Raw genomic sequence first — 23,042 nt, 5'->3', positions numbered from 1 at the left:
AGGTTCTTCATGGCAGAGGCAGGCGTCAAACTGGAAGAAAGCTGGAAACACGTTCTTTCCGCAGAATTCGCCAGCCCCTACATGCTCAAGCTGAAAGAGTTTCTACTTGCCGAGAAAAATGCGGGCAAGCATATCTTTCCCAAGGGCAGCGAGTATTTTCGCGCTCTCGACCTGACGCCGCTGGACGAGGTCAAAGTCGTCATTCTCGGGCAGGACCCTTATCACGGGGAAGGGCAAGCGCATGGCCTGTGTTTTTCCGTGCAGCCGGGCGTCCGCGTGCCGCCATCGCTCGTCAATATCTACAAGGAATTGCAGAGCGATCTGGGTATTGTGCCCGTGCGCCATGGCTTTCTGGAAAGCTGGGCAAAGCAAGGTGTGCTGTTGCTCAACAGCGTGCTGACGGTGGAACAATCCCGTGCAGCCTCGCATCAGGGGCAGGGCTGGGAAAAGTTCACCGATGCCGTCATCCGCACCGTGAATGACGAGTGCGATGGCGTGGTCTTCTTACTGTGGGGTTCCTACGCGCAGAAGAAGGCGGCCTTCGTGGACCAGTCCAAGCATCTGGTCCTCAAATCACCGCATCCCTCACCGCTCTCGGCCCATAACGGCTTCTTTGGAAACCACCATTTTTCGAAAGCCAACGAGTTTCTGGTTTCTAAAGGCCGGGAGCCAATCGACTGGCAGTTGCCAGCCGATGTCTGATCCCGTCACACCGCCTGAAGCCTATTTGACGACATTGATCTCAGACACATAGTCGCGAACGATGCCGTCCTCCGATGATGCCCGGATGACGACTTTGTCACGACCGACATATCCCTTTTGAGACGTGTAGTAGGCGACGGTTCCCATCACCTCTTTGCCTGTGCAAAGCTTGTAATCGCCGGAAAACTTGCCTTCGACTTTCTCGTGAACGATATCGACCTTGCCGTGTTGAGGAGGATCAATTACGCGCATTTCTGCAAATGTGCGCATGTTGCAATCGCGTTTTACAATGGCAACTCGACTGATTTTGAGACGATCACCGCTCACAGTCGTCTTTTGGGAAGAATATTGTTTCACACCGTCGGCGTTGGTGGTGACGCAACTCGACAGCGCCGCTGAAATTGTCAAAACCAAAGCTGCATTAACCGCAAATCTATTCACGATCCACTCCAGTAACAAAGTTATGAGGTGAAACTAGAGGCGAGCCGACGGCAGTCAAGTTAAATTAACGTAACGAATGGGTTGGTGGTGGACTTCAAAAAAAAAGCGGGGTGTTGGGGTGCTGCCAAAATACACGACCTTGCGCAAAACGGCTTTGCACTTTCAGATCGGGTGATTTAAAGATAACCGGACTATAATCTGAAGGATTTAAGCCGGTGCTTCTGTCTGCGCAAACATCTGTCGTTCTTCCCGATCCAGCTGCCATCGTCGATGCGTTCCACGAGCATTTTGCCGAGTATATGACGATGACCCGCGAGGGGCAGGCGTTGCACTTCGAGGCGGATTACGGCAACGGCACGTTCGATGCGGAAGACGGACGTTTCGCAGCACGGATCAACTGTGTTTCTGAAAATGTGCTGCTCTCCGTCAAGGCCATGGTGGCAGAACATATCGTCGAGTTTACTGGCGATACGTCGCTGGACTTCCGCTGGGAAGGCCATGGCTCTGACATGCGCGAGATGCCCAATCTCTTCAGCGGTCGGGTGGTGCGGGCCTACAATTTGACCCCGAAAATGCGCCGCGTGGTGATTGCCATCGATAAGGGCATCGAGCGCCTGATGAATGGCGGTCTGCATGTCCGTATTCTCATCCTGCGCGATCAAACCCGTACGCCAGTCTGGCCGCATCTGTCGAAGACCGGTGCCATTGTCTGGGCAAAGGGCGAGGATGAGCAGGCCCGGCGCGTCTATACCATCCGCTCCGGCGATGTCGCGCGTGGGGAAATCGATCTCGATTTCGTCATGCATGAGGGTGACGATATGCCGGGTGCGCATTTTGGCGCGACGGCTGCCGCAGGCGATATCGTTGGCATCGTCGGCCCCGGCGGCGAAATGCCGGATGCGGAGACTTACGTTTTTGCCGGTGATGAGACCGCGCTACCGGTCATGCTGCGTATGGCCGAGGATATGCCAGCGGGTAAAAAACTGACGGTCTACGCCGAAATCGACAATGAAAACGAACGGCAGAATATTTACTCCAAATCTGACATGAACTGGAACTGGCTCTATCGCAACGGTCAAGCCGCTGGAACGGCGGGTTTGCTGGCGCAGGCGCTGCGCGCGCATTCATGGTCGGGTTCTGAAGGACTGCATGTTTTCGTTGGCTGCGAGAAGGGCGAAGCCCGCATCGTCAAGAAAATGCTGGCCGAAGACGCGAAGCTTCCGAAGACGGCATTCGTGACGGCTGGTTACTGGGTGAAGGGTGCCAATAATGACGACCACTAAGTGGCGTACTATCTGCTGAACAGTTCACGCTACCGTCTCCAAATTGAGAACAATCCGTTCTGAGCGTTCTGTCTTTACGAACGCCGTCATCTGCACCATCTTGAGCCCATGAACGAAGGGCATCGCTTTCCGCGAGCCCGCCAATATCCAGGGGTTTAAGATGCTGAACCAGATCAAAGGCTTGCACCACGTGACATCCATGGCCGCGAGTGCGCGTGGTAACAACCGTTTCTTCACCGACACGCTCGGCCTGCGCCGGGTCAAAAAGACCGTAAACTTCGATGCGCCCGATGTCTATCACCTCTATTACGGTGACGAAGTCGGCACGCCCGGCTCGGTCATGACGTACTTTCCGTTCCCGCACATTGCGCGCGGTCGCCAGGGCACTGGCGAAGTCGGTACCACGTTGTTTTCCGTGCCCGAGGGATCTCTGGGTTACTGGCAAGATCGTTTCATCAAGGCCAATGTCGATGGCTTGAAGGCCGATGAAGCCTTTGGCAACAAGCGCCTGCATTTTGCCGGTCCTGATGGCGATGGCTTTGCGCTGGTGGAAATCAAGGACGACGAGCGCGCGCAATGGACCGCCAATGGCGTTGGCGAAGATCAGGCCATCAGGGGTTTTCAGGGCGCTTCGCTGCGCCTTCAGGATGAGGGTGCCACAGCTGAACTGTTGAAGTTCATGGGGTACCAGGAAGTGGACCGCCAGGATGGCGTGTTGCGGCTGGGCATGCCCGGCGGCAATGGGGCCGATGTCATCGACATTGAAACCATGCCGAATATTTCAGGCGCACGGGCTGGTGCCGGTTCTGTCCACCATATCGCCTTTGCGGTCGAAAACCGTGAGAAGCAGCTGGAAGTCCGCAAGGCTCTGATGGATACGGGTTATCAGGTCACGCCGGTCATCGACCGTGATTACTTCTGGGCGATCTATTTCCGCACGCCCGGTGGCGTTCTGTTCGAGATTGCCACCAACGAGCCCGGCTTCGACCGTGACGAGGACACGGCGCATTTGGGCGAGGCGCTGCAATTGCCTTCGCAGCACGCACATCTGCGCGCCACGCTGGAGCAGCATCTGGAACCGCTGGACGATAGCGCAAAGTAACTGACGTGAAGGCTTGTGGCGCTATCGCCGCAAGCCCTTCAAGGGAGACATGTCCATGAGCAAGGATAGCTACATTCACAAGGCCCGCGCCGGGGCGCCGGGCCGGCCCGCTTTTTTCGTCTTTCACGGCACGGGCGGCGATGAAAATCAGTTCTTCGATTTCGGTGCCCGCCTGTTGCCGAACGCGACTGTCATATCGCCCCGGGGCGATGTCGCAGAGTTCGGTGCAGCGCGCTTTTTCCGCCGAACGGCGGAAGGCGTCTATGACATGGCCGACCTCGATCGTGCCACGCAGCAGATGGCAGCCTTCGTGACGGCCAACCGCGATTATCACGAGTCGGGTCTTGTGCTGGGCCTCGGCTTCTCCAACGGTGCGAATATTCTGGCGAACGTCCTGATCGAATTCCCTGACCTGTTCGACGCAGCGGTGTTGATGCACCCACTCATTCCGTTCGACCCGAAGCCCGCGCCAGCGCCAGACTCTCGCCGGGTGCTGATAACGGCAGGGGAACGTGATCCGATCTGCCCGATGCCGTTGACCAATCGTCTGGCGAATTATTTCAAGGCACAGGGCGGTGAAGTTGAGATGGAATGGCACGCTGGTGGTCATGACATTCGCGGGAATGAAATTGAAGAGGCGAAGGTGTTTCTGGCACCTTACATGTAACCCTGTCGTCATCCTCGGCCTTGTGCCGAGGATCCACTCACGTTGCAAAACTGGATAGGTAGCAGATGCTCGGGACAGGCCCGAGCATGACGAAACGGGAGGACTTAGCACACTGCCCGTGCTCTAAAGGCCTTACCGGTACCCGCAATCCTGCAACTGCTTCTCGTAGCGGATGGCCATATTGGCGGAGCGGCGGGCGGCCTGTTGGATGGCTCGGTTGTTGCGCCACACTCCGTTCGAATAGCCCGCGTGGCCGGAATAATAGGCGAGATAAAGATTGTAAGGATCGTTCAGCGCGATGCCGTTCTGGCGGTTGCTCTTCGCGTGGTACCAGCCGACGAAGTGGATGGCGTCGGTGAAATCCGTGCGGCTGGCGTTCCAGCGGCCTGTCTCGCGCTGATAGACCTTCCACGTGCCATCCAGCGCCTGGGCATAGCCATAGGCGGTGGATTTACGCCCCCAGGGAATGAAGCCGAAGAGCTTGTTGCGCGGCGGGCGGGCATAGGGCTGGAAGCTGGATTCGGTGTAGATGGTGGCCATCATAACCGGCACCGGCACGCCGAACTCCCGCTCTGCCGCCTGCGCATCTTTTTTCCAGTTGTTGAACATGCCGTTTCGCTGTTCAAAGATCGCACAAGCATTGGTGATCTGCGACGGAGCCGTCGCGCAGCCAGCCAGAACAGTCAAAAGAAAAACGACGACAAATACGCCACGCATCGCGAAACCTCTCGTTCCGCTCATTACTAAATTGTAAATCTTAACGGTCGGTTTTGAGACAAGGTTAATGCAAATGCGATCTATTAAGGTTTCATTTACAATCAGATGCGGCCCATGGCGCTTGCCATCTGATAGAGCGCCAGCCCCGACGCCGTTCCGGCATTCAAGCTATCGAGTTGCGGCGACTGGGCGATGCGGGCGGTGTGGAAGCGGGACAGCACGTCCTGCGGCAGTCCGTCCCCCTCGGTGCCGATGACGAGCGCCATTCTGGCCGATGCGGGTATATCGCGGATTTCCGCAGTGCCCGCCGGGGAAAGGCTCCAGATATCGAAGCCTTCAGTCGCCAGCGTTTCCAGCATGCCAACGGCGCTTCCGCCGCGATGGTATGGGACCGATAAGACCGAGCCGACCGAGACGCGCAGGGACTTGCGATAGAGCGGATCGCAGCAGGTGGTGTCCATGAACACCGCATCGGCGTAAAAAGCGGCGGCGTTGCGAAACATGGCGCCGAGATTATCATGATTGGAAATGCCACAGCCAACCAGCACGAGCGAGGTGTCAGGCAATTGCCGGATGTTCGCCGTCAGGTCGTTTTCGCTTGTCCGCTTTCCGATCGCCAGAATGCCCCTGTGCAGGTGGAACCCGACGATGGCATCCAGCACCTCGGCCTTCGCCACATAGACCGGCACATCAGCCGGGAAGGCATCGAGAATGTCGGCGATGCCTGCCAGACGGTTCTCGAGGATAAGGATACTTTCAGCCGCGAAGTCGCCGCCAGCTTTGTGCGCTGCGGCCAGCATGCGCAGAACGACCGTGCCTTCGACGATGAAGCGGCCCTGCCTGCCGGTCAGGTCGCGCTCCTTCACATCACGGAAATCGGCGATGCGCGGATCGTCGGCCTGCGTTATCGGGATAAAGGTTCTGATATCAGGCAAATCAACGGGCATCGATGGTAATGTCTGCGACGAAGCGACCGGCCTGCACGTTGAACACCAGTGCTTTGCGCGTGCCATTGGCAAGACGTCCGTAAAACAGCATGTCGCCATTGGCGAAAGAGACGTTTTCGATGGTGAAGCCCTGTGGCAGACTTGCGGTGGCAGCGACCGGCGCGTCCGAAGGAACGGTGTTCGTTGCTGCGCTTGTCGCCGTCTTGGACGGGCCGACCGCCTTATAGACAACCGCACCGAAGACAGCCATAAGGCTGATGAACATTACGGAGCCCGACACGATCTGCAAACGGATCATCTTGCGGCGAACTTTTTCCATGGCCGGGTCTAACGGCTGGTCGTCCTGTTCGGCTTGCTCGATCTGCGTCATCGGGATCCTTGGATATTGTTGAGTGATCGGAAAATAAGAATGAACGACCCCTTTAAACAAGGCGGAGACGCAAGGAAAGTCCTGATTGCCGGGGAAGATGCCGAAGGACGCCTCGATGCATGGCTGGCAGCCGAAGTCGGTGGCGATCTGTCGCGCAGCCGCATCAAGGCGTTGATCGAGCAGGGCGCGGTTTTTCTGAATGAGAAGCCTATCACCGAGCCGAAGAAGAAGGTGCATCCGGGCGACCGCATCGAGATCACCATGCCGGAGCCGGAAGACCCGGAACCCAAGGGTGAGGATATTCCGCTCGAGGTGGAATATGAAGACGAAGACCTCATCGTGCTTTTGAAGCCGCCTGGCCTCGTCGTGCATCCCGGTGCCGGTAACTGGACCGGAACGCTGGTCAATGCGCTGATCCACCATTGCGGTGATAGTCTTTCCGGCATTGGCGGCGTCAAGCGCCCCGGCATCGTGCACCGTCTGGACAAGGAAACCAGCGGCGTGATGGTGGTTGCCAAGAACGACAATGCCCACCGGCATCTGGCTGCGCAATTTGCCGACCACGGTCGCACGGGGCCGCTAGAGCGCGCCTATAAAGCCATCGTCTGGGGGCGTCCGAAAACCTTGCGCGGCACCATCGATGCGCCGCTTGGCCGCGGTGCCGACCGCACCAAGCGTGCGGTGAAAAACGAAGACTCCAACGACGCGCGCGAGGCGATTACGCATTACGAGGTGATCGAGCGCTATCACGAAAAGCCGGATGCGACGTGCCTTGCCTCGCTGGTGGAATGCCGGCTTGAAACAGGCCGCACCCATCAGATCCGCGTTCATATGGCCCATATCGGCCACCCGCTGATCGGTGACCCGGAATATGGCGCGGCCTTCCGAACCAAGGCCAACCTTCTGCCGGATGATGCCAGAGATGTGGTCAACCTGTTTCCGCGCCAGGCCCTGCATGCCTACTTGCTCGCATTCGAACATCCCCGCACCGGTGAGGTGATGGAGTTCGAGACGGATATGCCTGACGATATGGATGCCCTGGCGGTCGTTCTGCGCGCCTGACACGCCCAAATGACGACACGTTTACGCTGGTGAGAACGTCTCACCGGCGCCATTCGTGTTGGAGAACATTCGCCTAAGTATCAAATAACATACGAAAATTAGCTTAGTCGAATTCGTGAATGTTAAGTAAAAACAATTTGTCTCAATTTCGCTTCAATTATTCTTAGTTTTTTGCATTGCAACAAGCAGTATAGAAACGGCAACCGGCGTTAATAATAAATCTATCTTAGATTGAAATTTCCTTCAACCTGCTATTCCACATGCAGAAAACAGGGGTAAGGCGCAATGAACGTGAATGACCGTAAATTCATCTTTCATGACCTACAAAAAATCGAAGGTTATATTGATCCTCCCGATGCTCTTGTTTTTACGTCGCTACTCCATGCTCAGCAGAAAAAGTCACTGAAAGGAGGAGTTGCCGAGATCGGTGTCTTCTATGGCCGTTCTTACTTTCTCCTTCGCAAGGCCATAGGCAATGATGGCGATGTGCTGGCGGTTGATTTGTTCGACCTCAACGACGCCGATGGCGAATGCCGCCAATACGAGCGTTTTCTGGACAACGGTAAACGTCTTGACCTGAAGGTCGATGAAAACCTTGTGATCAAGGGCGACAGCACGCAATTGACGCCGGACCAGATTCTGGAGAAGGTTGGCAGGGTCCGATTTTTCAGCGTCGATGGCGGCCATATGCTGCATCACGTTCTGGCTGACAGCAGGCTGGCGATGGATGTTCTGGCCGATCATGGCATTATCGCATTTGACGATACGTTCAATCCGCAATGGCCTGAAGTTACCGTTGGTGTCGCGGACTTCCTTCGCCAACACGGTGATCACTTCAGTGCCTTTTGCATGACGAAATACAAGACCTATGTGTGTCGCCGCGAATATCACGACTACTATGAAAAGGTGGTCACACAGGCGCCGGAACTGCTTGCTTTCGAGCATGTGGAAACGGAGTTTCTGGGTGCAAAGGTCACGCGGCTACACAATCCCATGGGTCGTCGCATGATCTACGAGTTGATGATCCGGTCCGGCCTCACGAATTTTTCGGAACGAATTTATCGCTGACAAGTTTTCAGGGTAACCAAGGCAGAGTTATTTTATAACGTGCCAAGCTTGCGCGCGCTTGAATCGAGTGCGCGCAATACATATCTGACAATTGGGTTCGTGCGGGGTCGAAATTCGACCCGCGACTTTGGTTCGCCCAAAAGGGGATCCAGCCTAGAACAAAGATAAGGGGGTGCTTTATGGCCCGCAATAGTTTGCCTTCCATTACCGCCGGTGAAGCCGGTCTTAATCGATATCTCGATGAAATCCGCAAGTTCCCGATGCTGGAGCCGCAGGAAGAATACATGCTTGGCAAACGTTATGCCGAACATGGTGACCGCGATGCAGCACACAGGCTTGTGACGAGTCACCTGCGTCTCGTGGCGAAGATCGCCATGGGCTACCGCGGCTATGGCCTGCCGATTGGCGAAGTGGTTTCCGAAGGCAATGTGGGCCTGATGCAGGCGGTCAAGAAATTCGACCCCGAGCGCGGCTTTCGTCTGGCGACCTATGCCATGTGGTGGATCAAGGCGTCCATTCAAGAATACATTCTGCGCTCATGGTCGTTGGTGAAGATGGGCACGACGGCCAATCAGAAGCGCCTCTTCTTCAACCTGCGTCGCCTCAAGGGCAAGATACAAGCTATCGACGACGGCGATCTGAAGCCGGAGCATGTAACCGAAATCGCGACCAAGCTTCAGGTGTCGGAAGAAGAGGTCATTTCGATGAACCGCCGCCTGCACGGCGACGCATCGCTCAACGCGCCGATCAAGGCTGCGGAAGGCGAAGCGGGCCAATGGCAGGACTGGTTGGTCGATGACCACGACAGTCAGGAAACCGTGCTGATCGAGCAGGACGAACTCGATACGCGTAGACGCATGCTGGCGAAGGCCATGGGCGTGTTGAACGAGCGCGAACGCCGAATTTTCGAGGCGCGCCGCCTGTCGGAAGATCCTGTTACGCTGGAAGACCTGTCTACCGAGTTCGATATCAGCCGCGAGCGCGTGCGCCAGATCGAAGTACGCGCTTTCGAAAAGGTTCAGGAAGCTGTCCAGAAGGAAGCGCTGGAGGCGGCCAAGGCTCTGCGTGTCGTCGACGCTTAAGGCGACGTTTTGTAGACGGTTCTCCGGCACCAGGTGCGCATCACTTACATATAAAAATAAGGCCCCGGATGATCGCATCCGGGGCCTTTTTCATTTTGATACTGACGATACTACTGACCGGTCGTAGGAACCGCTGCACTCCATTCGCGCAGAGCCGTCTCGAAAGCCGCCTTGCCGTCTGCACCCTTCTGGAGTGTCAACAACGCGCGGCGACCGTTTCGGTAGGATACGGGGATATCGATCCAGTCCCGGGTGCGCATCAATTCCAGATTGGTCTTCAACGCATCCGGGAAGTCGTTGAGCGCGATCATGTGGAAATCGTCCGTGATCTTTGCTGGAACCGCAATCAGGGCGTTTCCGCGATCCTGCTCGGTGCTCTTCATCGCAATGCGTTGAACGCTGTCGATCGCTCCACCCTCGAAACCGGAACCGACCGAGAAAACGATCTCGACCAGATGGCTGGCGGGCAGGGATGGGTCGGTGTTGCGCTTGAAGGTGATCAAAGCACTGAGGCCACGGCCCGGAATGGTGATCTGACCCTGAACCGTTGGGGAAGGCTTGCCATTGGCATCCTGCTCATTTTGCAGCGACCATGAGACCGATCCTTCGATGGCGGTCGGAACGGTCTGGCCCAGCACTTCCTCATAAAGGAACATGCGATGGCCCGATGCTGCGGCGGCAGCAGGCTGTTGCGCGGCCGGTGTCTGCCCAGCCGGTGCAGCAGCACCCGCTGGCGTGTTTGCAGCTGGTGCTGCAGGCGCCTCTTCGTTCTGTACGTAGACGGACTGGCCTTCAGCCGTCACCGGCTGGCCGTTGGCGCCGGGGCCTGCGCCCTCGTCCTTTTCCGTGCCATCGGTCAGAAGGCGCTGGGTGAACTTGGTGCCGCTAACGGAACCATCATCCACAGCCGCAGTCTGCGTCGGCGTGGCTGGTTGCTGGCCATTGGTGCTTGTCGGCTGTGCAGGTGTCGTCGCAGGAGGTGTTGTGGTCGTGTTGGACGTCGTCTGGGGTGGGGTCGTCGTTGTCGCGGTGCCGGTCTGCGCAGACTGCACGAGCCCGCCGACCATGTCGTTCAAGGCGTCACGGTTGACCCACATCGCATAGGCACCACCAGCCAGAAGCAGAATGCCGCCAAGCGAAAGCACCATCGCGCCGTAGTTACGGCGCGGCTTTTTCTTGGTTCTATAGGCCGCAGCCGGAATTCCATCCGCCGCAACGCCCGAATCGAAATCGCTTCTGCCATTGCTGGTCGAGGAATTGCCGGAAGCGCCGTCGTAGCCGATCAGCTCTTCCAGATCGTCCCAGGGGGTACGTTCCTTATCGTCCTTCTGGGCTGCCTGCGGGGCAAAGGGATCGTTGTCGGCGCGTGGCAGACCGGGGCTGGTTTTCGGGGGAAGATCGAGTGCAGCGTCATCGAAGTATGTCGAGTAATCCTCAACGACTGCAGGGGATGGCTTCTGTGCGTCCGCCTTGGGCTCCGGGTGATGATCCACCTCTTCACCGAACTGCGGAGCTTCGCCAAAATGAACCTCTTCGTTGCGCTGTTCTTCGCGGGAAGCGTCTGGGTTCACATCCTGGTAGTAAGGCGAGGGGGCTGCATAGCTGGCTGCGTAGGGAAGCGGCGTGTTTTCGTGGAAAACATCGTCTTCCGCATGCTTCACCGGCTCTGCATGCCGATCTTCGGACGCATGTGGCGCAGGCTCATCGGCTTCGTAAGCCCATGCCTGTTCAGCGGGCGTATCCTGCCCAACCCAGTGTTCATGCGCATGCTCTTCTTCAGCGGCGACGGGCTCCGGCTCTGTCGTTGCTACAGGCTCGTATACGTCCTCTTCATAGCGAGGCTCTTCCTGCGCAGTGGTGAAGTAGCTCTTCGTTTCCGCTTCCGGTGCCACATAGTCTGGCTCAGGCTCTACATAGCGCTCTTCTACGGCGGGCTCTTCGCTGTAGGTAGAATATTGCGGTGCTGGTTCTTCTTCGACAGGTGCAGCGTAGACGGGTTCCGGCTCGACGGCCTCATCCTGTTCGTCGTGCTGGTCTCTGGCGACCTCTTCTTCGTAATAGGGAGAGGTCGTATCCGGTGCCACGGGTGTGGCAACCGGTACTGCGGGTGCAATGTAGGACTGCTCTTCTTCTTCCGCAGCCGGTAGGGCCTCGGAATATTCTCCTTCAACTTCGGCAATTGCCGTATCGAGCTTGAGGATCTGCCGCTTCAACAATTCTTCCGGCGGGCGCGGCTTCATGTTTTCAAGCTGGCGCACGACTGCGCTACGCGCCTTGTCGTATACCCTCGCCCGGTTTTCGGGAGTATTGTTCGCCAAGCCATCCACGGCCTTGCGAATGACTGCTACAAAATCCGCCATAAGCACTTTCTCGTCGAGGCCAACGACGTACTGGCCCGATATGGTTTATGAAACTCGATCGCAGAGGACATTAATCCTCAAATGGATCAGTCACAAGTATTGTGTCATCTCGCTCAGGGCTTGTAGAAAGAAGCGCAACCGGTGCGCCGATCAGTTCTTCGACCTGACGAACGTATTTGATAGCCTGAGCAGGCAAATCCGCCCATTTGCGGGCACCGACCGTCGATTCTTTCCAGCCTTCCAGCGTCACATAGATAGGCTCGACCCGCGCCTGGGCGCCCTGGCTTGCTGGAAGATGATCGATTTCCTGACCGTCCAGCTTGTAGCCGACGCAAATCTTCAGCTCTTCGAGACCGTCAAGAACGTCGAGCTTGGTCAGCGCGATGCCGGTAATGCCGTTGGTTGCAACCGACTGGCGTACCAGTGCGGCGTCGAACCAGCCGCAACGGCGCTTGCGACCTGTCACGGTGCCGAATTCGTGGCCTTTTTCGCCCAGGAACTGGCCGACTTCGTCGTGCAATTCCGTCGGGAACGGGCCTTCGCCGACGCGCGTCGTGTAGGCCTTGGTGATGCCGAGAATGTAGCCGAGCGAGCCCGGACCCATGCCGGAACCGGCAGCTGCCTGTCCGGCAACGGTGTTGGATGAGGTTACATAGGGATATGTGCCGTGGTCGATGTCGAGCAGCGAGCCCTGTGCGCCTTCGAACAGGATACGCTCGCCAGCGCGACGCTTCTTGTCCAGCAGCAGCCACACGGTTTCGCTGAAGGGCAGGATGCGGTCGGCAACCGACGTCAGTTCTTCCATGATTGTTTCGTGGCTGACTTCCGCTGCACCGAAACCGCGACGAAGCGCGTTATGGTGCGTCAGAATGCGGTCGACCTTGGCGGCCAGCGCTTCAGTGTCTTCCAGATCCATGACGCGAATGGCGCGGCGGCCAACCTTGTCTTCATAGGCGGGGCCGATGCCGCGACGGGTGGTGCCGATCTTCGTGCCGCTGTTGGAGGCTGCGTCTTCGCGCATGCCGTCCAGTTCGCGGTGCAGGGAGAGGATGAGGGTCGCATTGTCGGCAATCCGCAGATTGTCAGGCGTAACGGTTACGCCCTGCGCTTCCAGACGGCCGATTTCGGCAATCAGCGCATGTGGATCGACAACGACACCGTTGCCGATAACGCCAAGTTTGCCCGGACGCACGACACCGGAAGGCAAAAGCGACAGCTTGTAGCTGACGCCATCGATAACAAGCGTATGACCCGCATTGTGACCGCCCTGATAGCGAACGACGACGTCCGCACGCTCCGACAGCCAGTCAACGATCTTACCCTTGCCTTCATCGCCCCACTGCGAGCCGACCACCACGACATTCGTCATTTCTTGCTTTCCTGCTCATGGCGCCAAAAAAACGCCCCTAACTCAAACCCGCGAATGTATACTGCGTTGTTTTGCGGAAAGCGACCCTGTTTATGCGGCGAAACCTTGCTTTTTCCGAGGCATTTCAGCGGTGAAGCCATTTCAGGTGCGTCATCTGCGCTTGCAGAACGCGAATCGGCGGTGCAGAACAGCCTTGGGCATCCAGTCGAAAGTCGAAATCTCCGTGACTTCAAGAGCGTATCTCGTCCTGATCATCGCCACCTTGTGCTGGGGCGGAAATGCCGTGGCTGGAAAGCTGGCCGTCGGGCATGTAAGCCCCATGGTACTGACCTTTCTGCGATGGACGCTGGCGGTGGTCATCATTCTCGCGATCTCCCTGCCGCAACTGGTGCGGGACTGGCCGGTTGTAAAAAAGCAGCTGCCCTATTTCTTCGTTCTGGGCGCCATCGGCTACACCTGCTTCAATGCGGCTCTTTACACTGCGCTTAGATACACCTCCGCCATCAACGTTGCCGTCATTCAGGCGGGCATTCCGATGGTGATCTTTGCGCTGAATTTCATCCTGTTTCGAACGAAGATTTTTGCTGGACAGATCATCGGCTTCTTCCTGACCATTGCAGGTGTGAGCCTTCTCGCGTCGCACGGCGACCTGATGTCTCTAGTTCAGTTACAGATGAATGTCGGTGATGCGATCATGCTGCTCGCGGTGCTGTCCTACGCCGTCTACACTGTGATGCTGCGCTGGAAACCCGTGGTCAATTGGCGGACGCTGATGGCCATTCCGGCTATCGGCGCGCTCGTGACGTCGGCGCCCCTGATGCTCTGGGAAGTCGCCAAGGAAACGGCTGTTTGGCCGGACGCGAAGGGCTGGGTAATCGCGCTTTACACCGCGCTGTTTGCCTCGCTCATTGCGCAGATATGCTTCATTCTGGGTGTGGAACGCATCGGCCCCAACCGTGCGGGCTTGTTCATCAACCTCATTCCGGTCTTCGGCACGCTTTTATCGGTGATGATTTTGGGTGAGGTGCTGCACCCCTATCAGATCATCGCGCTATCGCTGACGCTGGGTGGTATTGCTGTTGCAGAACGAAAAAAACCGCCGGTCCCATAAGGAGCCGGCGGCAAGTCAGTCATGATGGTGTGAATGGGCTTAGCGGGCGTCGGGCGACTGATCGAAGCCTTTGAAATACTGATCGAGGGCCGAGAGGGCCTGCTGGCGTGAGATGTCGATGGTGTCGGCGCTGGTCATTGGCGCAACTGACGTGACCACCTCGTGTTCGACCTTGGCAAATCCGCGCGCGAAACCACCGGGGCCGGCTGCATCTGCATGCGTGGAGATCGAGGCGATGACAGCGCCGCAGATGGCAGCGGCAAAAAGCTTCTTGAACATGTTCATACCCCGTTTTTTTACGTTGGCCGGTCTGCTGCCGGTCTTTCCGCTTGTTGTTGTTTGCGCCAACATCTCTGTTCGGCGCCACTGACAACCACATTACAGGGCACTGTTTGCGGGGGATTTAAGCCGATAGGTACAATTTTATCGGTCTTTATTTTTAAAGCGATCTATCTCGATTTTTTTGTTGAGGCGTCGAAAACGGTCAGTTTTTCAGCTGCCCCATGGCGTCGATGGCGCGGTTGGCTAGGTTTTTCCGCCCGCCGTCCTCACCCACATCTGCGATCATGGTGTGAACCGGTGATGTCTCGCCTTCCTGTGCGGCGGTCAGCGCGATCATCCGTGCGGCAATCTGCGATATCTCGCGGCGGATGGCTTCATCGTTGCCGTTGCCTTTTCCGTTCAGCAAGCGCTCGGTCAGTGCCGTTCCCTGATTGCGGATATCCTCGATTTCGCGGGCAAGCCTATCCGGCGTTGCCGCCTTGTCGCCAAGTTGGATGAGAGGCGCTGCGACCGCCGCTATGGGCTCGACGGCTGCTGTCTCGCTGATACCTGCTACGCGTTCTTTCAGGCGGGCCACTTCCTGCGCACGGCGTTCCAGCAGCGTCTCATGATCGGCGGCTCTAGCGGCTTCCTGCGCCAGCTGCTCTTCCAGCCGTGCGACCTTGCGGCTCTCGCGGTTCATGTGGTTGGCCGCTTCACGGTTCTTGGCGTTGGCCTCTTCGAGTTCCTTGGTCAGACTTTCCCGCTCCCGGCGCCAGGAGGCCGTTTTGTGCTTGGCCTGCTCCACTTCGATTTCTCGGGCCGACAGGGTGATTTTAAGATCGTCGAGTTCACGCGAGATGGCGCTGACGCGTTTGGTCAGGCTGGAAATTTCGTGTGTTCTGGAAAGAGCGGTTTCCTCGGCATCGTTCAGCGCTGCCTTTAGACGTGCGGCTGCATCTTCGTGACGGCGAGCCTTGGCGCGCAGGTCGTTGGCTTCCAGCGTCATCTGCTCCAACTGCGTTTTCAGGTCACGCGTCTCGCCCAGAAGCTTGCTCGCATCGGTTACGGCGTTGTCGTTCCTGAATTTCAGGGACAGCGCCTTTTCACGCTCGGCATCCAGTTCCTGCCGCGTGCGGGCGTTTTCAGCAGCGTAGAGCGCGCGCGCCATGTCTTTCTGGGCGCGAACTTCCTGCGGGCTGATTGGCATCGTCGCGCGCAGCCGCTTCTCCGTATAAACGACGATGCGGCGATGAATGGCGGGTGCCATCAACGAAACGAGCAAAATGGCAGAGAGAAAACCCAGGCCGAAAAGAAGGGCGTACTCGATCACGCAGGTCGTCTCCACTCACAAACGCAATGCCGGACCTCCACGAGGTCATCAGCATCACGGCTTATTCTCAAGGCGCGATTTCTCTCACACCAATCTTGCGCCAGGCCTTATCCCGCCAAGGGCGGCCTTAAACCGCATTTTACGCGAATCGGTGTCGATTGCGAATCAGAAGGGATTCCATGTCGGCTGCGGTGTCAGTTTCAGATAGCCGACATTGATGCCGAGGCGTGCGCCGATACCGGTTCTGATTGGGGCAATCGTCACGTCGCTGTTTTTCAGCACGGTCATGCCAACGCCAGCCACGATGAAGGCCGAGCCGCTGACGCCGCCATAGCGACGGTAGAGCGAATTGACGGCAGGGAGGTTATAAACCAGCATCATGGCGCGTGTGCCCTGTCCGCCGTAGTCCAGACCCAGCGAAGGGCCCTGCCAGAAGACGGGGTGCTGACCGGCATTCTTGGTGTAAAGCTGGCCTTCGCCATAGGTCAGACCGGCCACGAAGGCACCGGAGCCTTCCTGTCCGAGGATATAACCATTGGGCAGGCCGTATTGCTGGAAGGCGCGTTCCACCACCTTTGCCAGACCGCCGGTGGTTTCGCCAAAGAAGCCGTGGCCAGCGTCAACAATTTCCTGAATGGAATATTGGTCGCTACTTTGGGCAGAGGCATGCGCGGCAGACACGCAAAGGCTCGCGAGTACCACGAAAATCTTTACCAGTCCGAGGCGTGCGATGGTGCGGAGTTCGGTAAGTCGCATCGTCAATTCCGTCCGTCTGTTTCGTTCGTTTTGCCCTGTAAGAGTCCGTTTGAAAACCTCGGACGGGTCGATTCGTCGATGCTTTTCGCGCCAGACTGCGTCGAAAATCTTGCCGATATCACAAGATATCGCCTACGATCTTCTCCTTGTCAGCCACAAAAATCATTCGTCGAATCTCCGCCGCCGAGTTTCCAAACGGACTCTTAGACATTTGGCATTTTGAAACCATGATATTAACAATCGGTTTACCAAATATGGTGTCATTATGGCTTAATAACTTCCACACGGTCCGCGCAGACTTGCGCAGGAGAGAATTTTATGACGAGCAAACCTAATCTGACGCTGTCCGGCCCCGATCTGGCGGCGCTTCTGTGCAGTCGCGTGTGCCATGATGTGATCTCTCCCGTGGGTGCCATCAACAACGGACTGGAGCTTCTCGACGAAGGCGGCTCGGATGCCGACGCACTCGATCTCATTCGCACATCCGCAGTCAACGCATCCGTACGCCTCAAGTTCGCTCGTTTGGCCTTCGGTGCTTCGGGCTCCGCCGGTGCGTCCATCGATACGGGCGAGGCCGAAAAGGCCGCCAAGGACTTCGCTGCTGCGGAAAAGAAGGCCGAGGTAACCTGGACAGGCCCACGCGCCATCGTTCCCAAGAACCGCGTAAAACTGCTGCTCAACCTGTTTCTCGTTGCTTACAGCGCCATTCCACGCGGCGGTAATGTCGATATCACGCTGGAAAACCCTGAAACGGATGCACGCTTCGAAATCGCAGTCAAAGGCCGGATGATGCGCCTTCCTGCAAAATTCGTAGCGCTTGCCGAGGGCACGGAAGAAGAAGCCGTCGACGCCCATTCGGTCCAGCCCTACTACACGCTGCTGATGGCGGAAGAATCCGGCATGAAGATCGAATATGAAGTCCACGAAGACCGAATCGTCTTCAGCGCGAAAATGGTCGAAGCCGCCTGATTCGTTTTTCTTGAGATATGCAACGGGCTGCCGCTGGCGGCCCGTTTTGTCACGTCTGCGCTCACCGCATCACGGTAGCTGTCGTGTCATCACTTCATTGAGATAGGCTTGATCTGCGATGCGAAAATGTGTCTGGCCGACGGATTGGAAGCCGTTTGCCAGATAAAAAGCGAGTGCTGCGGTATTCTCGGAATTAACCGCCAGCCAGACCGAGCCGCATCCACGTGCTGCGCAGGCCGCAAGTGCTTCCTTCAACAGAGCTTTGCCGATCCCTTTTCCATGGTGTCTTGGCTGGACGTACAGTGTCTTAATCTCGGTCCGTGAGCCGTCCGGTCCGGGTGAGGGGCTGTCGAACGTCACGCGGATGAAGCCGTCGATACCTTCGTCGTTGTCAGAGACGATGAGGATGTCATCTTCGGCCTCGATAACAGCTCGAAATTTGGCTACCGTAAATTCCGCGAGCGCGTAATCCGCGAAAAAGCTGCTGATCCCCTTTCGCAGATAGGTGCCGACCCAGACTTCCATTGAAAGGGCCGCGAGGCTCGAAGCATCGGCTGAAACCGCGTTTCTCAATCTCATGGCGAACGCTCCTGAAATGAGGGGAGTTGGTGACACTTAAAATCATGGTTGAAAACGAAAAAAACCGCCTGTTGAGGGCGGTTTTTTTGGGGATCATGCTTGGTTGTAGGATCAAGCAGTCTCTAGGAATTCCGTCGCGCCATCGGGCTCGCGAAGCACGTAGCCACGGCCCCAGACGGTTTCGATGTAGTTCGCGCCGCCTGCAGCATTTGCCAGCTTCTTGCGCAGCTTGCAGATGAAAACGTCGATGATCTTCAGTTCAGGCTCGTCCATACCGCCATAGAGGTGGTTGAGGAACATTTCCTTGGTGAGCGTGGTGCCCTTGCGGAGCGAAAGCAGCTCCAGCATCTGGTATTCCTTGCCAGTCAGGTGAACGCGCTGACCGCCGACTTCAACCGTCTTGGCATCCAGATTGACGATCAGTTCGCCCGTCGAGATGACCGACTGGGCATGGCCCTTGGAACGGCGAACGATCGCGTGAATGCGAGCGACGAGCTCATCCTTGTGGAAAGGCTTCGTCATGTAGTCGTCTGCGCCGAAACCGAGGCCGCGAACCTTGTCTTCGATACCCGCCATGCCTGAGAGAATCAGGATTGGCGTCTTTACCTTGGACAGGCGAAGCGTTCTCAGAACCTCGTAACCCGACATATCGGGGAGGTTGAGGTCGAGCAGAATGATGTCGTAATCGTAGAGTTTTCCAAGGTCCACGCCTTCCTCTCCGAGGTCGGTCGTGTAAACATTGAAACTTTCCGACTTCAGCATCAGCTCAATGCTCTGAGCTGTTGCGCTGTCGTCTTCGATTAGTAGAACCCGCATAATTATCCCCTTTGCCGCCGCGGAAGGTAAATGATTGCCTTTTGCGCGATACGGATCCAGTCGTTGCCTGATTTGCAGGCTGCCACCAAATGGTTAACAAATTCTAATTACCTTTGGCAAGGTGTGCAGAATTTATTAAATAATGGCTCCAGCGTGCTGTTATCAAACGTGAATCCGCATCACCAAACTTGAATCATAACGTGAACAAATCCCGTTAAGTGATTCAATCGACTCCTACATTGTCGTGTCCGCTTTTTCGGACTTGGCGTTTACCGACCTTTAAATGATCTGCCTTATCATTAACGATGCCCGTAAACGAAAGGTTAACGACGCCTATTTTTTATTAACGTCGAGTAACTTTTCGGGAACATTCCGGCACAGGCCGGAGTGAAGGGTCGGTTCCAGTTATGACCGGGGTCTCGCTATCCACGGAGTATTGCGTATGAAGTCGCGTGACAGCCTAGTTCGCCTGAAGGAATTTCAGGTCAACGAAAAACGTCGTCAGTTGCAGCAATTGCAGATGATGATGTCCGAATTCGAACGAATGGCCAAGGAGTTGGTCCATCAGATTTCTCTGGAGGAGAGCAAATCGGGCATTACCGATCCGACGCACTTTGCCTATCCGACATTCGCGAAAGCTGCTCGCCAGCGCGCGGATAATCTTCAGGTTTCCATTCGTGAACTGAAGATGCAGGAAGAAGCAGCCGAGACGGTGCTGGAAGAAGTGCAGGCCGAGTTCGAAAGAGCGTCTGCTCTTGAAAATCGCGACGTGGCGATTCGCGCTCGGGCCTGAACCGTTACGAAGAAACGAAACGTCCTCATTGACGGTGGCCTGTGGATCAGGAGGCTGCTTTCAATGACGTGACGTCATGTCTCGTCGTCGGTTGCCAATCTTCTTGATGACTTGGCAGACAGGTTTCAAAACGAAAAAACCGCTCGATCTCCGGGCGGTTTTTTATGCGATGAAAAGCGGTGATGTTCTCAGGATGATGGGCTGTTAATGAGCAATTTGGGGGAGTTGGGCGTTGCGCCAAAAATCACCCGCGCGAGCAACTGGTTCTGATCAGAACCATCGCATTTTTTGCCGGGCCAAACAAATCAGCGCCACTCTTCCCCGAGATTGGAGAAAGGTGACGCTTCATTTTGTCGATGCTTTCCCTGAGGGGAACGCGTAAACTAGTGGCGGTATTGCTGGATACGCGTGGTGCGCAGACCGGCAAGGCCGTGGTCACTGATAGAAGACTGCCAGGAGAGGAACTCCTCAACTGTCAGTGTGTAACGTTCGCAGGCTTCCTCGAGGCTCAATAGTCCTCCTCGTACCGCGGCGACAACCTCTGCCTTTCGACGAATGACCCAGCGGCGCGTGTCCGCAGGGGGCAAGTCGGCAATCGTAAGAGGGCTGCCATCGGGGCCGATGACATATTTAACTCGTGGGCGTATCATTTCGGTCATTGGACACTCTACACAAACTCAAGACCATATGCAGATGCACTCTAGGGCCGTACCTTTAAAAATTACCTAAGCAGTCAGAGACAATTTGTTAAGAATTTGAATGGTTTCGCCTGATTTGTTCGAGCTTTGCTGGATTCCTGCGGGTAAAGAAAAAATGCTTTTGTCGTTTTTTGTGCCAGTTTTTGTGAAATAAAGTCATATCTGAATTTCATAATATTCGCGTTCGACTGGCAGGCAGCGACTTGAGGCCTCCTCATCGTGCTTTTTTCACTCTCTCCGGTAGCGTTCCTGCCGCCGGTCTTTCGACGCGGCGACAGGGCGTGGTGGCTAGCTGTTTAAAGCATCGTCAGCGACAACTCGGTTTTTCCCGCTCCGTATGCTAACTGGCATGTGCCGGTATGACCCAGCGACAGGCGGTCGTTTGCGTTGAGCGCAATTGTGAAGCTTGCCGATTGCAGGCTGTTGGCCGCCGATGTCGTGCCATTGATGGCAAAGGAGCTTGCCGCGCCGTTGATCCTAATCGCGACACCGTGCCCCGAGGAGGAGACGACGGCGAGTGACAGGGTGACCGTGTAAAGACCCGTCACCGGTACTCGCAATTCCTTCAGTGTATCTGTCACGACATTGCCGAGCGCGAAGCCGCCCTGCTGAACGGGAAGGTCGGTGAAGCCGGAGGCGGAGCCCGCCGCGTGGGCAACATTGCCTGCCGCGCGCCCGGCGCGTGCTACGGGCCGTGCAGGCATGGAGACGTGACCTTCCCCAGAAATGCTCAGCGCCGTCGTCCATTTGCTGCCGTCGCCGCTGGTCTTGATGGAGAAGCTGTCATTGCCAGCCAGTCCCATCTCCGCACGTCCGCTCCAGCCGGATTGAAACAGCAGTGAGGCGGTCTCTGCCGCTGTTGCCTTGTTCACCTTCATCTGGTGCCCGCCGCCCGTGGACGCATGGGTAAAAAGGCTGGCGGGGGACGAGACGGCAAGCCGGTTCGATGCGTCAGCCGTGGCGTTGATGCCGAGTTGCTGGAAGCTGGCACTATCGGGCAGGTGGAGGACCTGCCATGCGCCATTCTGTAGCGCTTTCAGGCGACCGGAATCGGCAAACCATGCCTGCCAGCCTTCGCGCGGGGAGATGTAAAGCCACCCGGCATCCTGCCGGGACGCCAGTTTGCCGCTTTTGCCCGCCCAATCACCGGTGGGGGATGCCGATATTAGAAAGCAGTCGCCTTCATCCGGCGTCTGTGGCGGGGTACTGGCCTCGCTGCGGATCACCATCTGGGTGATGGCATCAAGCCGTTGCAGCGCCTCGTTATGGGTCACGTGTTTCTGCGCCTGCGAGGGCAGAATAAAGGGAAGTTCAAGTCTCGTGGTCTGTTCCGTCATGGGTCGATCTCCGTTGCGCTGGAGATTGTGCGGCCACGCGGAGGACCATTGAGAAAAAATCAAAAAAAATTTGAAAAAATTCGGGCCGCTTAGGGAGCGGCGCCCCAGGCAATGAAATCGGGGTTGGCCAGGGCGTCTTCGTCGCCATCCAGCACCTCATATCGCAGCGGCAGACCGGCCATATCCAGCGTGATGCCACCCGCTGCGCGCAGCACCGCGTCACCCGCTGCCGTATCCCACATCATGGTGCGGCTGAAGCGCGGATAGACGTCGGCAGCGCCTTCCGCCAGCATGCAGAACTTCAACGATGAACCGATGGAGATACTGTCGATCAATCCATGCTCTGCCACGAAGGCTTCCGTCTTCGGCGTACAGTGCGAGCGGCTGATGACGGCGATGGGGATGGTCGGCTTGGCGCGGCAGCGCACCTTGCGGACATCTATCTGCTCGAAGTCTTCGGATATCTGGACCTTGCAGGCAACGTTGCCATCACCTGTCCATAGCACCTTCAGTGCCGGAGCATAAACGACGCCCAGAACAGGCGTCCCATCACGCACAAGAGCGATATTGACGGTAAAATCCTGCTTGCCGGAGATGAACTCCTTGGTGCCATCCAGCGGATCCACCAGAAAGAATTCGTCATGCGCCTCGGGCACGACGCCATTGGCCGCAGCCTCTTCGGCGATGATGGGAATGTCCGGGAAATGCTGCGCCAGCGCTTCCAGGATAACGTCTTCGGCTCGCTGGTCGGCTTCGGTCACTGGCGAACAGTCATTTTTGTAGGTGACATGCGGACCCGCGGCACGAACCGACATGATCTCTTTGCCAGCCCTCAAGGTCGCCGCTGTTAATATGTCGAGCATCGAAGTCCCTTTGGCGCTCGCCGGATGCAATCTCCGGCAGAGACGACATAAGCTTTCGTCACGCAATTTACAACGCGACGTCTCATGCGCTGGTGATGGGTCATATGTGCTGTCGCAGCAAGTTTTGCGTGGTTATGAGCCGCTTTTTACGGCAGCGGTTGCCAAAATTCTGACCTTTGTGAGGCTTGCTGCGCCATTCCATGGGGAAATACCAAATAAAAAGCTGTTTTACAGATTTTTGACTTCACATTTCGTCCGAACGCGATATGGGTTTTAACCAAGGGGGACAGATAATGCAGCCCCCGGAATCAACATAAACGAGACCTGTTCCCTATGAGAGCGGGTCCGGGGGAAAG

24 protein-coding genes are annotated in these 23,042 nt (G+C 56.7%); 10 read left to right on the top strand and 14 right to left on the bottom strand.

What is annotated here, in order from left to right; genetic code table 11:
- Positions 1-9: 9 nt before the first annotated feature.
- On the top strand, positions 10-702 hold the full coding sequence (ung, locus tag HRR99_RS11625; RefSeq protein WP_233121806.1) for a uracil-DNA glycosylase: 693 nt from the start codon (positions 10-12) through the stop codon (positions 700-702).
- Between the two features lie 21 nt (positions 703-723).
- Here ung and HRR99_RS11620 read toward each other — a convergent pair whose 3' ends face one another.
- Positions 724-972, bottom strand: a complete 249-nt coding sequence (locus HRR99_RS11620) for a hypothetical protein (RefSeq protein WP_233121804.1) — start codon at positions 970-972, stop codon at positions 724-726.
- A gap of 386 nt (positions 973-1,358) precedes the next feature.
- Between HRR99_RS11620 and HRR99_RS11615 the strand changes: the two genes are divergently transcribed.
- The 3 genes from HRR99_RS11615 to HRR99_RS11605 all read left to right on the top strand — a co-directional run bounded on the left by HRR99_RS11615 (position 1,359) and on the right by HRR99_RS11605 (position 4,195).
- Positions 1,359-2,426: a DUF2218 domain-containing protein gene (locus HRR99_RS11615; RefSeq protein ID WP_233121803.1), complete on the top strand. Its 1,068-nt coding sequence runs from the start codon at positions 1,359-1,361 to the stop codon at positions 2,424-2,426.
- Positions 2,427-2,586: 160 nt separating this feature from the next.
- Positions 2,587-3,528: a VOC family protein gene (locus HRR99_RS11610; protein WP_233121801.1), complete on the top strand. Its 942-nt coding sequence runs from the start codon at positions 2,587-2,589 to the stop codon at positions 3,526-3,528.
- A gap of 55 nt (positions 3,529-3,583) precedes the next feature.
- Positions 3,584-4,195: an alpha/beta hydrolase gene (locus tag HRR99_RS11605; protein WP_233121800.1), complete on the top strand. Its 612-nt coding sequence runs from the start codon at positions 3,584-3,586 to the stop codon at positions 4,193-4,195.
- A gap of 132 nt (positions 4,196-4,327) precedes the next feature.
- On the opposite strand, the gene HRR99_RS11600 is transcribed toward HRR99_RS11605, so the two are convergent.
- The 3 genes from HRR99_RS11600 to HRR99_RS11590 all read right to left on the bottom strand — a co-directional run bounded on the left by HRR99_RS11600 (position 4,328) and on the right by HRR99_RS11590 (position 6,229).
- Complete coding sequence (locus HRR99_RS11600) at positions 4,328-4,912, bottom strand: transglycosylase SLT domain-containing protein (protein WP_045228516.1); 585 nt, start codon at positions 4,910-4,912, stop codon at positions 4,328-4,330.
- Positions 4,913-5,013: 101 nt separating this feature from the next.
- Positions 5,014-5,859: a TrmH family RNA methyltransferase gene (locus HRR99_RS11595; protein WP_233121799.1), complete on the bottom strand. Its 846-nt coding sequence runs from the start codon at positions 5,857-5,859 to the stop codon at positions 5,014-5,016.
- Positions 5,849-6,229 (bottom strand): hypothetical protein, encoded by a 381-nt coding sequence (locus tag HRR99_RS11590; RefSeq protein ID WP_233121797.1) that lies wholly within the window; start codon positions 6,227-6,229, stop codon positions 5,849-5,851. Before HRR99_RS11590 ends, HRR99_RS11595 begins: the two co-directional genes overlap by 11 nt.
- Before the next feature lie 39 nt (positions 6,230-6,268).
- Here HRR99_RS11590 and HRR99_RS11585 point away from each other — a divergent pair, with 39 nt between their 5' ends.
- From HRR99_RS11585 to rpoH, 3 genes are all read left to right on the top strand, one after another.
- Positions 6,269-7,291 (top strand): RluA family pseudouridine synthase, encoded by a 1,023-nt coding sequence (locus tag HRR99_RS11585; protein ID WP_233121796.1) that lies wholly within the window; start codon positions 6,269-6,271, stop codon positions 7,289-7,291.
- 285 nt (positions 7,292-7,576) lie between these two features.
- Entirely contained in the window at positions 7,577-8,359 is a 783-nt protein-coding gene (locus HRR99_RS11580; protein WP_111837668.1) for a class I SAM-dependent methyltransferase, read from the top strand.
- A 179-nt stretch (positions 8,360-8,538) separates the two neighbouring features.
- Positions 8,539-9,441 carry an RNA polymerase sigma factor RpoH gene (gene rpoH, locus HRR99_RS11575; protein WP_111837669.1) on the top strand — a complete coding sequence of 301 codons (903 nt, stop codon included), beginning with the start codon at positions 8,539-8,541 and terminating at the stop codon, positions 9,439-9,441.
- A 110-nt stretch (positions 9,442-9,551) separates the two neighbouring features.
- On the opposite strand, the gene HRR99_RS11570 is transcribed toward rpoH, so the two are convergent.
- Positions 9,552-11,801 carry a hypothetical protein gene (locus HRR99_RS11570; RefSeq protein ID WP_233121794.1) on the bottom strand — a complete coding sequence of 750 codons (2,250 nt, stop codon included), beginning with the start codon at positions 11,799-11,801 and terminating at the stop codon, positions 9,552-9,554.
- 70 nt (positions 11,802-11,871) lie between these two features.
- Positions 11,872-13,170 carry an adenylosuccinate synthase gene (locus HRR99_RS11565; protein WP_112498525.1) on the bottom strand — a complete coding sequence of 433 codons (1,299 nt, stop codon included), beginning with the start codon at positions 13,168-13,170 and terminating at the stop codon, positions 11,872-11,874.
- A 223-nt stretch (positions 13,171-13,393) separates the two neighbouring features.
- Between HRR99_RS11565 and HRR99_RS11560 the strand changes: the two genes are divergently transcribed.
- Positions 13,394-14,281 carry a DMT family transporter gene (locus tag HRR99_RS11560; protein WP_233121793.1) on the top strand — a complete coding sequence of 296 codons (888 nt, stop codon included), beginning with the start codon at positions 13,394-13,396 and terminating at the stop codon, positions 14,279-14,281.
- Between the two features lie 39 nt (positions 14,282-14,320).
- Here HRR99_RS11560 and HRR99_RS11555 read toward each other — a convergent pair whose 3' ends face one another.
- The 3 genes from HRR99_RS11555 to HRR99_RS11545 all read right to left on the bottom strand — a co-directional run bounded on the left by HRR99_RS11555 (position 14,321) and on the right by HRR99_RS11545 (position 16,637).
- Positions 14,321-14,560 carry a hypothetical protein gene (locus tag HRR99_RS11555; protein ID WP_233121792.1) on the bottom strand — a complete coding sequence of 80 codons (240 nt, stop codon included), beginning with the start codon at positions 14,558-14,560 and terminating at the stop codon, positions 14,321-14,323.
- A 205-nt stretch (positions 14,561-14,765) separates the two neighbouring features.
- The gene (locus HRR99_RS11550; protein WP_233121790.1) at positions 14,766-15,875 is read right to left on the bottom strand and encodes a coiled-coil domain-containing protein; all 1,110 of its coding nucleotides are present in this window, start codon (positions 15,873-15,875) and stop codon (positions 14,766-14,768) included.
- Positions 15,876-16,040: 165 nt separating this feature from the next.
- Positions 16,041-16,637, bottom strand: coding sequence for a DUF1134 domain-containing protein (locus tag HRR99_RS11545; RefSeq protein WP_162694354.1), 597 nt, complete (start codon positions 16,635-16,637; stop codon positions 16,041-16,043).
- Positions 16,638-16,949: 312 nt separating this feature from the next.
- Between HRR99_RS11545 and chpT the strand changes: the two genes are divergently transcribed.
- On the top strand, positions 16,950-17,600 hold the full coding sequence (chpT, locus tag HRR99_RS11540) for a histidine phosphotransferase ChpT (protein ID WP_111837674.1): 651 nt from the start codon (positions 16,950-16,952) through the stop codon (positions 17,598-17,600).
- A gap of 69 nt (positions 17,601-17,669) precedes the next feature.
- Here the strand turns inward: chpT and HRR99_RS11535 are convergent, their stop codons facing one another.
- Positions 17,670-18,179, bottom strand: coding sequence for a GNAT family N-acetyltransferase (locus tag HRR99_RS11535; RefSeq protein ID WP_233121789.1), 510 nt, complete (start codon positions 18,177-18,179; stop codon positions 17,670-17,672).
- A gap of 111 nt (positions 18,180-18,290) precedes the next feature.
- A complete protein-coding gene (gene ctrA / locus HRR99_RS11530) occupies positions 18,291-18,995 on the bottom strand; it encodes a response regulator transcription factor CtrA (protein ID WP_003491823.1) in 705 nt (234 codons plus the stop codon).
- Positions 18,996-19,437: 442 nt separating this feature from the next.
- On the opposite strand from ctrA, the gene HRR99_RS11525 reads away from it, so the two are divergent.
- Positions 19,438-19,788, top strand: a complete 351-nt coding sequence (locus HRR99_RS11525; protein ID WP_111837676.1) for a flagellar export protein FliJ — start codon at positions 19,438-19,440, stop codon at positions 19,786-19,788.
- A 383-nt stretch (positions 19,789-20,171) separates the two neighbouring features.
- Here the strand turns inward: HRR99_RS11525 and sciP are convergent, their stop codons facing one another.
- The 3 genes from sciP to cysQ form a co-directional block, all read right to left on the bottom strand.
- A complete protein-coding gene (gene sciP, locus HRR99_RS11520; protein WP_027675777.1) occupies positions 20,172-20,447 on the bottom strand; it encodes a CtrA inhibitor SciP in 276 nt (91 codons plus the stop codon).
- 335 nt (positions 20,448-20,782) lie between these two features.
- The gene (locus HRR99_RS11515; RefSeq protein WP_233121788.1) at positions 20,783-21,823 is read right to left on the bottom strand and encodes a DUF2793 domain-containing protein; all 1,041 of its coding nucleotides are present in this window, start codon (positions 21,821-21,823) and stop codon (positions 20,783-20,785) included.
- Between the two features lie 89 nt (positions 21,824-21,912).
- On the bottom strand, positions 21,913-22,686 hold the full coding sequence (cysQ, locus tag HRR99_RS11510) for a 3'(2'),5'-bisphosphate nucleotidase CysQ (RefSeq protein ID WP_233121787.1): 774 nt from the start codon (positions 22,684-22,686) through the stop codon (positions 21,913-21,915).
- Positions 22,687-23,042: the final 356 nt, after the last annotated feature.

This window comes from Agrobacterium vaccinii (assembly GCF_021310995.1).
Taxonomy (GTDB): domain Bacteria; phylum Pseudomonadota; class Alphaproteobacteria; order Rhizobiales; family Rhizobiaceae; genus Agrobacterium; species Agrobacterium vaccinii.
Note: the sequence above shows the minus strand (reverse complement) of the source record. Positions and strands in the feature narration are given on the sequence as shown.